Here is a 14,191-nt window from a genome sequence, read left to right as displayed (position 1 = left end):
AGCCGTCCCCGTGGTGTGACGGCTTCTTTTTTGCATGAAAACCTCTCGTTACTTGTGTTTACTAATCTTCGTTGGTAAACTGATAAAAAATATGCGCCCGAAAGGAACGTAAGCATGAAACATGACAAGAAGAAAGATAATGTCATTTTGTTTCCTGGTCTGAAAGAAAGACTGATTGAAAAAGGAATGGCAGCATTAAAAGATAAACAGTATCAAGAGGCGCTTCACTTATTTTCAGAAGCGAAATCGTATGATGACGATGAAGAATCCGATATTCATCTCGGTATGGCGATTTGTTTTCTAGAGCTTGGTGAGCTGCAGGATGCAAAGCGAGTCTGTGAAAAGATGCTACATGAAGGATATGGCCACTATTTCACTGTGCTTCAAGTATATATGACCATCTTAATTCAGCTGAAAGAGTACGAGGAAGTCAAACAAACAATTGAGGCTGTCCTTGAAGAAAATCACCTTCCAGCAGAAAGCGCGGAGCATTTTTATAAGCTGCTTGAATTTAGCAGAAAGATGATTGAATCACCAGAAGAGATTTTAGACGAAGACGAGGAAGGCAGCGGAGAAATCAATATAGATGAAATGCTCGAGCGGCCAGAAGAGCAGGTGCAGTTCATCCATTCGCTGAAAGACCGAAACATCACGCCGCATATGGGTCTATTAAATACGATCCTACAAAAGCCTGATGGCAACCCTTTGGTCAAATCATTGATCCTGCAACTTCTGTCAGATCATGATGTGGCAAAGCCGGTTCATGTGACGAAGTTCGGTGATTCTTTAACGCTTGTTCCTTCTGAGGCTGTCAAGCCAGAGCAAATGCCACTGCTTCAGCAAGTCCTTCGAAAGCTCGATGACACACTCGGCAATGAGAACCCAACCCTTTACCAAGGAGTTGAAGAGTTATGGCGCCGGCACTTATTTGTGCTATATCCATTTCTTCCTAAATATACGGATCCGAGTCTTTGGGCTGCGGCACTTCATAAAGTCGGCTATGAAATGCATGGAATCGAGATTGACCTCGAAGAATTGCATTTATTGTATGATTTTAACGAACGAGAGCTGAGAGAAGCTTGTACAATGCTGAAAGATATTGAAGAAATTTCTTATTTGTAATTTGTCGATTTAGTTGAAAGACGGACTTGTTATGTTATAATATAATGGTTGTATTTGTGCATATATCGTGCGGTTGTAAGATTCCAACGGTTAAAAGACGTTATGTATAATCAAGTCAAATGTTGTATACATAAGACCGCTTCTTTAGCGGAGTGCGTGGTTTTTGATTGGACGAAGTCTTTATGATGCTTTAGAATGTAACAACGCACAATCTGAATAGATTTTTGGAGGGAAACACACATGTCAGTAAAATGGGAAAAACAAGAAGGTAACGAAGGTGTCTTAACAGTAGAGGTTGACGCTGAAACATTTAACAAAGCACTTGATGATGCATTTAAGAAAGTAGTTAAGCAAGTATCAATCCCTGGATTCCGTAAAGGGAAAGTACCACGTGGTCTTTTCGAGCAGCGTTTTGGAGTAGAATCTCTTTATCAAGATGCACTAGATATTCTTCTTCCAGTTGAATATCCGAAAGCAATCGACGAAGCTGGTATCGAGCCGGTTGACCGCCCTGAAATCGATGTTGAGAAAATCGAAAAAGGCGAAAGCTTAATCTTCACTGCAAAAGTAACAGTGAAGCCAGAAGTAAAACTTGGTGACTACAAAGGTCTTAACGTAGAAAAAGACGACACATCTGTGTCTGATGAAGATGTCCAAGAAGAGTTAAAAGCTATGCAAAACCGTCAAGCTGAGCTTGTTGTCAAAGAAGAAGGCGCAATCGAAAACGGCGATACAGTTGTTCTAGATTTCGAAGGATTCGTTGATGGAGAAGCATTCGAAGGCGGAAAAGCTGAGAACTACTCTCTTGAAGTAGGTTCTGGTTCATTCATCCCTGGTTTCGAAGAGCAATTGGTTGGTCTTGAAGCAGGTGCAGAAAAAGATGTTGAAGTGACATTCCCAGAAGAATATCATGCTGAAGACCTTGCAGGTAAACCAGCTGTATTCAAAGTGAAAATTCATGAAATTAAAGCAAAAGAACTTCCAGCACTTGACGATGAGTTCGCTAAAGATGTTGATGAAGAAGTTGAAACGATTGCTGAATTAACTGAAAAAACGAAGAAACGTCTTGAAGAAGCAAAAGAAAACGAAGCAGAAGGCAAACTTCGTGAAGAGCTAGTAGCAAAAGCTTCTGAAAATGCGGAAGTTGACGTTCCTCAAGCGATGGTTGACACTGAGCTAGACCGCATGATGAAAGAATTCGAACAACGTCTTCAAATGCAAGGGATGAACCTTGAGCTTTACTTCCAGTTCTCTGGACAAGATGAAGATGCGCTAAAAGAGCAAATGAAAGAAGATGCTGCTAAACGCGTAAAATCTAATCTTACTCTTGAAGCAATTGCTGCTGCAGAAGACCTACAAGTGTCTGATGAAGAAGTGGAAGAAGAACTTTCAAAAATGGCTGAAGCATACAACATGCCAGTTGAAAATATCAAACAAGCGATCGGTTCTACTGAAGCAATGAAAGAAGATTTAAAAGTTCGTAAAGCAATTGATTTTCTTGTAGAAAACCGTTAATATGGTGCATAATAATAAAACAGGGCGCGAGTGACTCGTGCCTTGTTTTGTACAATTTTTGACTTATCATCGCTTCTTTTGGAAACGATAGTGTAAGTCGCATCTTTCTGTCATACATATCTCAATGTGCAGTGTTACAAACACATCATTACCGTCTTTTAGGAAAGTATGGTAAAATGCATACATACTGGACCCAGAAGGGTAGCTGACTGTTAGCTACAGGCAAGTGAAGAAGAATAAGGGGTGAAAGAATGTTTAAATTCAACGAGGAAAAAGGTCAATTAAAATGCTCGTTTTGCGGAAAAACGCAAGATCAAGTGCGTAAACTGGTCGCAGGACCTGGCGTATATATATGTGATGAATGTATCGAGCTTTGCACGGAAATAGTTGAAGAAGAGCTCGGTACTGAGGAAGAAGTTGAATTCAAGGATGTTCCGAAACCTCATGAAATCCGGGAGATTCTTGATGAATATGTCATCGGACAAGAGAATGCGAAGAAATCCTTAGCTGTAGCGGTTTATAACCATTACAAGCGGATTAATTCCAACAGTAAGATTGATGATGTTGAGCTTTCGAAAAGTAACATTTCTATGATTGGACCTACAGGAAGCGGTAAAACATTACTTGCTCAAACGCTTGCACGTATTTTAAATGTTCCATTTGCGATTGCAGATGCGACGTCTTTAACAGAAGCAGGTTACGTTGGGGAAGACGTAGAGAATATTTTACTAAAGCTGATCCAAGCAGCAGATTATGATGTAGAAAAAGCTGAAAAAGGCATTATCTACATCGATGAGATCGATAAAGTAGCAAGAAAATCAGAAAACCCTTCTATCACCCGTGATGTATCTGGGGAAGGTGTACAGCAAGCCCTTTTGAAAATTCTTGAAGGAACAGTCGCTAGTGTACCGCCTCAAGGTGGACGTAAGCATCCTCATCAAGAATTCATTCAAATTGATACAACAAATATCCTCTTCATTTGTGGTGGAGCCTTTGACGGCATTGAGCAAATTATCAAACGCCGCCTAGGTCAAAAAGTGATTGGATTCGGTGCGGAAAATAAAATTGAAGATCTTGAAAAAGAAGTCCTTCTATCAAAAGTTCTGCCAGAAGACTTACTTCGCTTCGGTTTAATCCCAGAATTCATCGGTCGTCTTCCGGTTATTGCAAGCCTAGAGCCGTTAGATGAAAAAGCACTTGTAGAAATCTTGACGAAGCCTAAAAATGCGCTCGTTAAGCAATATACAAAAATGCTTGAGCTTGATGATGTTGAGCTTGAGTTTGAAGAAGATGCTCTTAGCGAAATTGCGAAAAAAGCAATTGAGCGTAAAACAGGAGCTCGTGGTCTTCGCTCCATCATTGAAGGCATCATGCTTGATGTGATGTTTGACCTTCCATCTCGTGATGATATTGAGAAATGTGTCATTACTGGTGCAACGGTTGCTGATGGTGAGCCGCCTCGTCTTGTCTTAAAAGACGGTACAGTCGTGAATAAAGATACAAAAACATCAGCATAAGCCCATTTGATGACTCCTGAATCTTTTGATTCAGGAGTTTTTTATTTATCGTGGAAGTTGTGTTTATTCCGTCCAGCTCTAGGAAATACTAGCAGACAGAAACCAATACATAACGATAGATGAAGGAGGGAGCACCGATTGAGCTGGACAGGAATCGTATTATTCATACAACTGTTCTTTGGTATCGTCATCGGGTTGTACTTTTGGAACTTACTGAAAAATCAGCGCACACAAAAGGTGACGATCGATAAAGAATCAAAGAAAGAAATGGAAGCACTCAGAAAGATGCGATCCATTAAACTGAGTGAACCTTTATCAGAGAGAGTCCGGCCAAAGGGGTTTCAAGATATTGTAGGGCAGGAAGACGGTATACGTGCACTGAAAGCTGCCCTGTGTGGACCGAACCCGCAACATGTCATCGTCTACGGGCCGCCTGGTGTTGGAAAAACAGCTGCTGCTCGTCTAGTGATGGAAGAGGCGAAGCGTCACGCTGATTCACCATTTAAAAAAGATGCAGTATTTGTTGAGCTTGATGCCACAACGGCAAGATTTGATGAACGAGGCATCGCAGACCCCTTGATTGGTTCCGTACATGATCCCATTTATCAAGGAGCAGGGGCCATGGGACAGGCAGGCATTCCGCAGCCGAAACAAGGAGCCGTCACACATGCTCATGGCGGCGTTCTCTTTATAGATGAAATTGGAGAATTACATCCGATTCAAATGAACAAAATGCTCAAAGTGCTAGAAGATCGAAAAGTGTTTTTAGATAGTGCTTATTACAGTGAAGAAAATACGCAAATCCCGAATCACATCCATGATATTTTTCAAAATGGGTTGCCCGCTGATTTTCGACTGATTGGCGCCACGACAAGAACACCGGACGAAATTCCGCCGGCTATTCGATCAAGATGTTTGGAGATTTTCTTCAAGGATTTGGATCAGCATGAGCTGAAAATTGTTGCAGCTAAAGCAGTCGAGAAAATTCAGAAGGAATTAAGTGACGAAGGACTGAACCTGTTAACATCCTATGTGAAAAATGGACGTGAAGCGGTCAACATGGTACAGATCGCCGCAGGTATGGCTGTCACTGAAAACCGAAAAGATATTACGATCGCCGATGTAGAATGGGTCATTCATTCAAGCCAGCTGACACCAAGATATGAACAAAAAGTACCGGAAAAGCCAAAGGTAGGAGTAGTAAATGGTCTTGCCGTGTATGGACCGAATAGCGGGGCTCTGCTTGAAATTGAAGTGAACATTTGTAAAGCGCTTGAAAAAGGCAGTATCAATATTACTGGTATTGCGGAAGAAGAAAGCATCGGCAATCAGTCGAAATCAATCAGACGGAAAAGTATGGCGAAGGGCTCAGTTGAAAATGTCTTAACCGTGCTTCGAAACTTAGGTATACGAACAAATGAATATGATATCCACATTAATTTTCCGGCTGGTGCCCCGATTGATGGACCATCTGCTGGAATTGCGATGGCCACAGCCATTTTCTCAGCCATTCATCAAATCCCGATTGATCATTTAACGGCGATGACCGGTGAGATTGGATTACAAGGTCAGGTGAAGCCGATCGGCGGTGTCATACCAAAAATCAAGGCAGCCAAACAAGCGGGTGTCAAAACAGTGATCATCCCTTATGACAATCAGCAGTCGATCTTAAAAGAGATTGAAGGGGTTACGATTGTGCCTGTGAAGCACTTCCAAGAAGTGCTGGATCAGTGTTTGGTCAATCCGCCAGATGAGAAGAAAGATGGACTAGAAGAAGAAATGAAAAGGAAATCTGTTTAATCCCCATCTCATATGGGGATTTTTTAGTGAAATAGATCTTTTTTTCTTTTTCAAGATAAAAAGAAAGGGTATACTACGGTAAGATCATCATTTCTCAAGTCTTTTACATTGTACAAGACTGAAACAGGTATATTATAATGATTCATACTAGTGACGGAGGTGTCTATCAACATGGCAGATGAAATCAAAAAGAATGTTCCGCTCCTTCCGCTGCGAGGCTTGCTTGTTTATCCAACAATGGTCTTGCATTTGGACGTTGGGCGCGAAAAGTCTGTTCAAGCATTAGAACAGGCGATGATGAACGATCATATGATTTTTCTAGCAACACAACGGGAAATTTCAATAGATGAACCAGGTGAAGAGGAAATTTTCAAAGTCGGCACCTACACAAAAATTAAACAAATGCTGAAGCTGCCAAATGGAACGATCCGTGTGCTCGTCGAAGGCTTAAATCGAGCGCAGATCGAATCCTACATGGAGCTAGAAGACTATACGTCAGTCGATATTAAAGAGTTGACAGAAGAAGAATTAAAGGACGCAGAAGCAGAAGCACTCATGCGCACTTTGTTAGATCACTTTGATCAGTACATAAAAATTTCAAAAAAAATCTCAGCTGAAACATATGCAACGGTGACGGATATTGAAGAACCTGGAAGAATGGCGGATATCGTCGCTTCCCACCTTCCTTTGAAATTAAAAGACAAGCAAGAAGTGCTGGAAACAGTCGATGTCAAAAAACGATTGAATCGGGTCATCAGTCTCATTCACAATGAAAAAGAAGTGCTAGAGATTGAAAAGAAAATTGGCCAGCGTGTCAAACGTTCAATGGAGCGAACGCAAAAAGAATATTATTTGCGCGAACAAATGAAAGCTATTCAAAAAGAGCTTGGAGACAAAGAGGGGAAAACAGGCGAAGTCAGTACGCTTATGGCTAAAATTGAAGAGTCCGGCATGCCAGATTCCGTTCGTGAAACGGCTTTAAAAGAACTGAACCGTTATGAAAAAATCCCTTCAAGCTCTGCTGAGAGTTCTGTCATTCGCAATTATATTGATTGGCTGATCAATCTGCCGTGGGGCACTTATACAGAAGATCGTCTAGATTTAAAGCTTGCAAGCGAAATTTTAGATGACGAGCACCACGGGCTTGAAAAAGTAAAAGAGCGGGTACTCGAATATCTTGCTGTTCAGAAACTGACAAATTCATTAAAGGGACCGATTCTTTGCTTAGCAGGACCTCCTGGGGTAGGGAAGACGTCACTTGCTAAATCCATTGCCAAATCACTCGATCGAAAGTTTATCCGTATCTCTCTTGGCGGTGTACGTGATGAATCTGAGATCCGTGGTCATCGAAGAACTTATGTAGGTGCGATGCCTGGCCGTATCATTCGCGGGATGAGCAAGGCGGGCACGATGAATCCGGTCTTTCTTTTAGATGAAATTGATAAAATGTCTTCTGACTTTAGAGGAGATCCGTCTTCTGCGATGCTTGAAGTGTTAGATCCAGAGCAAAATCATAACTTTAGCGATCATTATATTGAAGAGACATTTGATTTGTCTCAAGTCTTATTTATCGCAACTGCCAACAATTTAGCAACCATTCCAGGTCCACTTCGTGATAGAATGGAGATTATCACGATTGCAGGGTATACGGAAGTTGAAAAAGCAGAAATTGTGAAAGATCACCTTCTGCCGAAGCAGCTAAAGGAGCACGGATTAAAGAAAGGGAACTTGCAGCTTCGTGAAGCAGCGATTTACGATATGATTCGCTATTACACGAGAGAAGCAGGAGTCCGCGGGTTAGAGCGTCAGCTTGCGGCGATTTGTCGAAAAGCGGCAAGAGCAATTGTGGCTGAAGACCGCAAACGCATCACAGTGACGGAAAAGAACTTATCTGAATTCCTCGGAAAAAGACTTTACCGTTATGGTCAGGCGGAAACGACAGATCAGGTCGGCGTTGTCACAGGCCTTGCATATACCACAGTTGGCGGAGACACCTTGTCCATCGAGGTCTCACTCTCGCCGGGTAAAGGCAAGCTTTTGCTAACAGGTAAGCTCGGTGATGTCATGAGAGAATCTGCGCAGGCGGCATTCAGTTATGTTCGTTCAAAAGCAGATGAACTGAACATTGATCCTCAATTTAATGAAAAGCACGATATTCATATCCATGTTCCAGAGGGTGCGGTTCCAAAGGACGGGCCATCAGCTGGTATTACCATTGCGACGGCTCTTGTATCAGCACTCACAGGACGTCCTGTTTCAAAAGAGGTTGGCATGACAGGAGAAATTACGTTAAGAGGAAGAGTGCTTCCGATTGGCGGATTAAAAGAAAAAGCATTAGGCGCACATCGTGCAGGACTGAAAACGATTATTCTTCCAAAGGACAATGAGAAGGATATTGATGATATTCCTGAAAGTGTGAGAGAAGGATTAACTTTTATTCCGGTTTCACATTTAGATGAGGTGCTTGAGAAAGCGTTAGTAGGAGAGGGAAGATGAAAGTAACAAAATCAGATATCGTCATTAGTGCGGTGAAACCAGAGCAGTACCCGAGCGGGGGACTGCCTGAGATCGCACTTGCTGGACGATCAAATGTTGGAAAGTCCTCGTTCATTAACTCATTGATTAATCGGAAAAATTTAGCGCGTACGTCTTCTAAACCAGGAAAGACCCAGACGCTTAATTTTTACATTATTAATGATATGCTCCATTTTGTGGACGTCCCAGGTTATGGCTTTGCGAAAGTATCAAAAACAGAGCGCGAAGCATGGGGGAGAATGATCGAAACGTATATTACAATGCGTGAAGAGTTAAAAGCAGTCGTCCAAATTGTGGATCTGCGTCATAAGCCATCCGCAGATGATGTGAACATGTATGAATTCCTTAAATACTATGGAGTTCCTGTGATCATTATTGCGACAAAGGCCGATAAAATTCCAAAAGGCAAATGGGAAAAGCATGCGAAAGTCGTCAAACAGACACTCGACATCGACCCATCAGATGAATTAATCCTTTTCTCTTCTGAAACAAAAAAGGGAAAAGATGAAGCCTGGAATGCGATCCTTGCGAAGATTAACAGCTAAGAAGATAATAAAAAGTTGTAAGAAAACATTTGTTTTCTTACAACTTTTTTTCATATGCTGAGAAAAACGTAGAACTTGAAGGAAAGCGATTAAGTTTAAATTCGTTCTGTTTCTAGAAATTATTGAATGCCGAAAGTTTATTTAAATAGATGCTAAATTATAATTAATTTCCATATTTACAAATAAAATCAAGTGCAGTAATATGATATTGAAAATATTTCAGATAGGAGTGGTAATAATGAAATTAAAAGCAAGAACTTGTTACAATTACTCACTAAATGAAATGAAGGAAAAACAATCAAAACTGAAAGCGAGAACATGCTATAATTACTCGCTAAATGAAATGAAAGAAATGCAAAAGGAATTAAAGAAAAAGTAAGAGAGTATGATGAGAAACAGAGGTTTTTTAGAATCTCTGTTTCTTAACACTTAAATAAGGAATAGTGTACATGAATATTAGTAGAGTGAGTACATTAGTTTATTTGGATACTATGATTGTTTTCATAGGGGCACTAGTTTGGACTGGATTGCCTCTTTATTTCTTTGAGATGACTGGTTCATATTTTTATGCAGGCAGTATGTATTTGATTGGTGGCTTTTCGTTTATTTTAAGTAATATTGTGAGCAACTATTTATTTAAAGTTTTATCTAGATACACGGCAAAATTTTTCGTCACCACATTGTCTATCCTAACCCTTGCTTCGTTTTTTGCTTTAAACAATCAATTATTTAATCTAATGTTTTTTTTAATGCTTTCTTTTCAATTTTTTATAAATGGCTTATCGTTTATTTTAGAATCGGGATTTAACATGTTTTTATCCAATCAACCCCATAAAGATATTGCATATCGTAATATGTTTTTACTCTCAGCTAAAACAATTGGTTTCTTTAGTGGGCCAATTTTGTTTATATTCTTTGGATCAGAAATGTATCTTGTTTTTCTGCTCTTTTTTATTGGTTTGTTGGTTTATGAGTATTTGTATCCAATTGTTGCCCAGTTGAAAATCGAAAGTATATCTTTCGCGAATGTTGAAATATTTAAAAAAGTACCAAAGAGTTATTTGTTCATCATGTTTATTGATGGGATGTTTTTACCTGTAGTAATGAATTATTCGTTTATTATTCTGAAAGAAACGTTTTCGGCAAGTGATCTTACTGTATCATTATTTTGGCTAATTGGCGGAGTATCGATTTTACTGGGAAATCTATTGATCCGAAGAATGGATATACAAAAAATACATTCGAAAGTCTATCTTATAACGATATATCTCATGTTTGGGTTAATTCTAATGATTTTAGCGCCCAATAGTTCACTGTTTTTAATTGGTTTTTTTATTTTGACACTCATTAACCCGTTGTTTATGAGCTTAATCAAAGCATCTTTTTTAGTTGTTTTTGATCCTCACTATAGAAGTATGGCACTTGCAAGTATGAATACATTGAATCAGCTAGGAACGATATTAATCATTACAGTGATTACATTCATGTTGGAAAGTTCGGAATTTTTCAATATTGCTTACATCATTCCATTATGTCTTTGTATAGGAATCATTCGATTTTTGATTCTAAAAAATATTTTAAAAAGGGGAATTCAATGAATGGATAAAGTGAGTTATCCTGACTTTTCGGTGGACTTAGTAGAAGCATGTTTGAAGTTTGGTTACTATTTTGAAGGAATGGATAAAGAGAATGTCACTCGATTAGTAGATCAATACAAAAAATTTTGGTTCTTGATCAAAAAATATCCCGATTGTTCTTTTGCCCCAAATACTGAAATTGATGAGGTTTGGCATTTACATATGCTGTTACCACAAAACTATTATTACGATTGTATGTCGTATTTCGGCATTATTTTAGCTCATGATGCTGGATTTGGGAATCAAGCTGATGAAGTGGATATACTAAATGAAATGTTTGATAGCGGAAATGATTTATGGGAAAAAGAATTTGGATTTAGATTACCTGATGAAAATGAACTTGAGACGAAACCATAAAAATGATAATAATTGCTTGACAGTGACACTGATATCAATTTAATGATACTTGACATAAGGGGAGAAAAACAAAACCGCCTTACCTGCAAAATGTTGCTACACAAGCAACTGCAGATAAGGCGGTTATTGTCGTCTATATCAGTTAAACTGGATCTTATTCTTCTCGTAAGATGTGTATTATAAAACACCCAATTGATGGCTTATCAAACAATTATATTGTATAAGTTATTTCCTTTTTAAAAATAATAAGAGGAGACTGACGGCAATCAATACATATGGCCAGTACAATTCAAAACCGGAAGTAGGGATCGAAAGTGTGCTAAGTTGCTTCGTAATTTGTTGAAAGAAATAAAGGAATAGACCGAGTGCAATGAGAACAACACTTTCTATTCGATATTCCTTTTTCTGTGATGATTTCATCAAAAGTGCGAGGCCGACGATGAACACAATCATCGTAAATGTATCTGGCCAGTGTTCTAATTTCGGCTGAAGGATAAAGTGTAGCGCAAGGCCTGTCATGAGCATACCGATAAACACATGAGAGGTTTCCTGCTCCTTCTTTCCTTGATATAAGAAAGCAAGGCCAAAAAGCAGTACAAGTGTATACCATTTCTCCTGATCTTTCCAAATGTCAAATTGATCTCCTGAGAGAATGGCATATAGTGCTACAGCCAGCAAAGTGAGCGGCAGCAAAATAGATTTCTTCTTCAAAGATGTCACCTTCTTATAAGCAGATCATTTGTCCGCACGTGCCAAATCTGATAAATTGCTTGAAGTGATGATATGGCATTCGATGTCGAACATTTTTCTACTATATCACAACATTTTTGAAATCTGTTCACAATTTTTATCCAGTTAAAAATGAATATATGTTATAATCATTATAAATAATAAATTCTATATTGTAATTATTATAAATTAGACAGGGCGTTGGGGGTGCAAGCTGAAGTTATGCATATTCTTGTTGTGGGTTTAGATTATAAAACAGCCCCTGTTGAGATACGGGAACAGCTGAGCTTTGAACCGAGCGAGCTCGGAACAGCGATGTCCAAGCTTAAAGAAGAAAAAAGCATTCTAGAGAATATCGTCATCTCAACATGTAATCGAACAGAGATCTACGCAGTTGTAGATCAGCTTCATACTGGTCGGTTTTATATAAAAAGATTTTTAGCAGATTGGTTCGGTTTAGAAAAAGAAGATGTCTCTCCATATTTGAAGTTTTATGAAAATGATGGAGCGGTTGAGCATTTATTCCGGGTTGCCTGTGGACTTGATTCTATGGTCATTGGTGAAACACAAATACTCGGTCAAGTGCGCTCAAGCTTTAAAGTCGCTCAAGAGGAGAAGACCATTGGTACCGTTTTCAATTATTTGTTTAAGCAGGCGGTAACAGTTGCGAAGCGCTCTCATGCGGAAACAGATATTGCGTCTAATGCTGTATCTGTCAGCTATGCGGCAGTGGAACTTGCAAAAAAAATCTTTGGACGTCTTTCTGATAAACATGTCCTTATTCTTGGTGCGGGTAAAATGGGCGAGCTGGCGGCTCAAAACCTTCAAGGTCAAGGGATTGGCCAGGTAACAGTCATCAATCGAACGTTTGAAAAGGCCAAAGAACTGGCCGGTCGTTTTTCAGGAGAGCCTAAGAGCTTGAATCAATTAGAAAAAACTTTATCTGAAGCGGATATTTTAATTAGCTCTACTGGGGCTAAACAATTTGTGATCACAAAGGAAATGGTCGAAAAAGCGAACAAACAGAGAAAAGGCAGACCTCTATTCATGGTGGATATTGCAGTACCACGTGATTTAGATCCAGCTATTTCTGAAGTAGAAGGTGCTTTTTTGTATGACATTGATGATCTTGAGGGCATTGTGGCAGCTAACCTGAAAGAGCGCCGTGCAGTAGCTGAAGAGGTGGAGCTTCTCATCGAAGCTGAAATTGTGGAATTTAAGCAATGGCTTAATACGCTCGGAGTGGTTCCTGTGATTTCTGCTTTAAGAGAAAAAGCACTCTCGATTCAAGCGGATACGATGCAAAGCATCGAACGAAAGCTTCCAAACCTCACAAATCGTGAAATGAAGCTGTTAAATAAACATACGAAAAGCATCATCAATCAAATGCTGAAAGATCCTATCTTAAAGGCCAAAGAAATTGCCGGGGAGCCGAATGCAGAGGAAAAACTTTTACTCTTTAAAGAAATCTTTGATTTACAGGTTGAAGATGAAGAGCAAAAGGCAGAGCCGATGCAGGTGGAGCAAGGGGCATTTCAGCTGTTTAAAACAAATATGGCACAAGGCCTTGCTACAGTTGCCAGTGAGTGATTAGGCGATGATGGAATCCATTGTAGCGAGACTAGGCGAAGCGACGACCTTGATCTATGCACTCAGTGTCTTGTTCTATTTCATAGATTTTCTTCAACACAACCGGAAGGCTGGAAAAATGGCTTTCTGGTTGCTTTCTATTGTCTGGCTGCTGCAAACAGTCTACATGTTTTATATTATGATGGAAACAGACCGATTCCCTGTGTTGAATGTAGCAGAGGGGTTATATTTTTATACGTGGGTGCTTGTGACATTGTCACTTGTTTTGACAAAAGTATTACGTGTTGAATTTATTGTCTTTTTTACAAATGTGATTGGTTTTTCCATGATGGCGATTCACACCTTTACACCATCTGATCTTCATTCTGCCGAACTGACGGGAAAGCTGACGAGTGAGCTGCTCGTCATTCATATTACGATGGCCATTTTATCATACGGCGCTTTTTCACTTTCATTTGCTTTTTCACTACTCTACCTATTTCAATATCGTTTGCTGAAAAAGAAAAAATGGGGAAAATGGCTTTTGAGAATTGAAGACTTATCAAAGCTTGATCATATGGCGTATGTCTTAAATATTATTGGCGTGCCGATGCTCTTGCTTAGTTTAATTCTTGGCATTATATGGGCATATATTTCGTATGATACGTTGTACTGGACAGATGCAAAGGTGCTCGGTTCGTTTATTATGCTGTTTTTATACGGCTTTTACTTATACATTAGACTGGTGAGAAATATGCAGGGCAAAATCGTGGCGCGATGGAATGTCGCTTCATTTCTTGTGCTGATGATCAATTATTTTCTGCTTGGTAGCTTATCAACCTTTCATTGGTTTCAATAATGATGA

12 protein-coding genes are annotated in these 14,191 nt (G+C 39.5%); 11 read left to right on the top strand and 1 reads right to left on the bottom strand.

Features of this window, described 5'->3' with window-relative positions; genetic code table 11:
• The first annotated feature begins 114 nt into the window (after positions 1–114).
• The 9 genes from ddcA (at position 115) to NSQ64_RS14475 (ending at position 11,028) form a co-directional block, all read left to right on the top strand.
• The gene (gene ddcA / locus NSQ64_RS14515; RefSeq protein ID WP_007501571.1) at positions 115–1,122 is read left to right on the top strand and encodes a DNA damage checkpoint antagonist DdcA; all 1,008 of its coding nucleotides are present in this window, start codon (positions 115–117) and stop codon (positions 1,120–1,122) included.
• 240 nt (positions 1,123–1,362) lie between these two features.
• A complete protein-coding gene (gene tig, locus NSQ64_RS14510; RefSeq protein ID WP_017358146.1) occupies positions 1,363–2,637 on the top strand; it encodes a trigger factor in 1,275 nt (424 codons plus the stop codon).
• 251 nt (positions 2,638–2,888) lie between these two features.
• Entirely contained in the window at positions 2,889–4,154 is a 1,266-nt protein-coding gene (gene clpX / locus NSQ64_RS14505; RefSeq protein WP_007501568.1) for an ATP-dependent protease ATP-binding subunit ClpX, read from the top strand.
• A 138-nt stretch (positions 4,155–4,292) separates the two neighbouring features.
• A complete protein-coding gene (gene lonB / locus NSQ64_RS14500) occupies positions 4,293–5,954 on the top strand; it encodes an ATP-dependent protease LonB (RefSeq protein ID WP_007501566.1) in 1,662 nt (553 codons plus the stop codon).
• 171 nt (positions 5,955–6,125) lie between these two features.
• The gene (gene lon, locus NSQ64_RS14495; protein WP_096881697.1) at positions 6,126–8,450 is read left to right on the top strand and encodes an endopeptidase La; all 2,325 of its coding nucleotides are present in this window, start codon (positions 6,126–6,128) and stop codon (positions 8,448–8,450) included.
• On the top strand, positions 8,447–9,034 hold the full coding sequence (gene yihA / locus NSQ64_RS14490) for a ribosome biogenesis GTP-binding protein YihA/YsxC (RefSeq protein ID WP_007501562.1): 588 nt from the start codon (positions 8,447–8,449) through the stop codon (positions 9,032–9,034). Before lon ends, yihA begins: the two co-directional genes overlap by 4 nt.
• A gap of 238 nt (positions 9,035–9,272) precedes the next feature.
• On the top strand, positions 9,273–9,413 hold the full coding sequence (locus tag NSQ64_RS14485) for a hypothetical protein (protein ID WP_017367733.1): 141 nt from the start codon (positions 9,273–9,275) through the stop codon (positions 9,411–9,413).
• Between the two features lie 70 nt (positions 9,414–9,483).
• A complete protein-coding gene (locus tag NSQ64_RS14480; protein WP_341017075.1) occupies positions 9,484–10,632 on the top strand; it encodes an MFS transporter in 1,149 nt (382 codons plus the stop codon).
• Positions 10,633–11,028 carry a hypothetical protein gene (locus NSQ64_RS14475; protein ID WP_057079242.1) on the top strand — a complete coding sequence of 132 codons (396 nt, stop codon included), beginning with the start codon at positions 10,633–10,635 and terminating at the stop codon, positions 11,026–11,028.
• A 225-nt stretch (positions 11,029–11,253) separates the two neighbouring features.
• Here NSQ64_RS14475 and NSQ64_RS14470 read toward each other — a convergent pair whose 3' ends face one another.
• Positions 11,254–11,739, bottom strand: coding sequence for a hypothetical protein (locus NSQ64_RS14470; protein WP_024718411.1), 486 nt, complete (start codon positions 11,737–11,739; stop codon positions 11,254–11,256).
• A gap of 240 nt (positions 11,740–11,979) precedes the next feature.
• Here NSQ64_RS14470 and hemA point away from each other — a divergent pair, with 240 nt between their 5' ends.
• Both hemA and NSQ64_RS14460 read left to right on the top strand, forming a co-directional pair.
• The gene (gene hemA, locus NSQ64_RS14465) at positions 11,980–13,347 is read left to right on the top strand and encodes a glutamyl-tRNA reductase (protein ID WP_024718410.1); all 1,368 of its coding nucleotides are present in this window, start codon (positions 11,980–11,982) and stop codon (positions 13,345–13,347) included.
• 7 nt (positions 13,348–13,354) lie between these two features.
• A complete protein-coding gene (locus NSQ64_RS14460) occupies positions 13,355–14,185 on the top strand; it encodes a cytochrome c biogenesis protein (RefSeq protein WP_007501558.1) in 831 nt (276 codons plus the stop codon).
• Positions 14,186–14,191 lie beyond the last annotated feature (6 nt).

It is taken from the genome of Bacillus sp. FSL W8-0183 (genome assembly GCF_038006825.1).
GTDB lineage: Bacteria > Bacillota > Bacilli > Bacillales > Bacillaceae > Bacillus > Bacillus altitudinis.
Note: the sequence above shows the minus strand (reverse complement) of the source record. Positions and strands in the feature narration are given on the sequence as shown.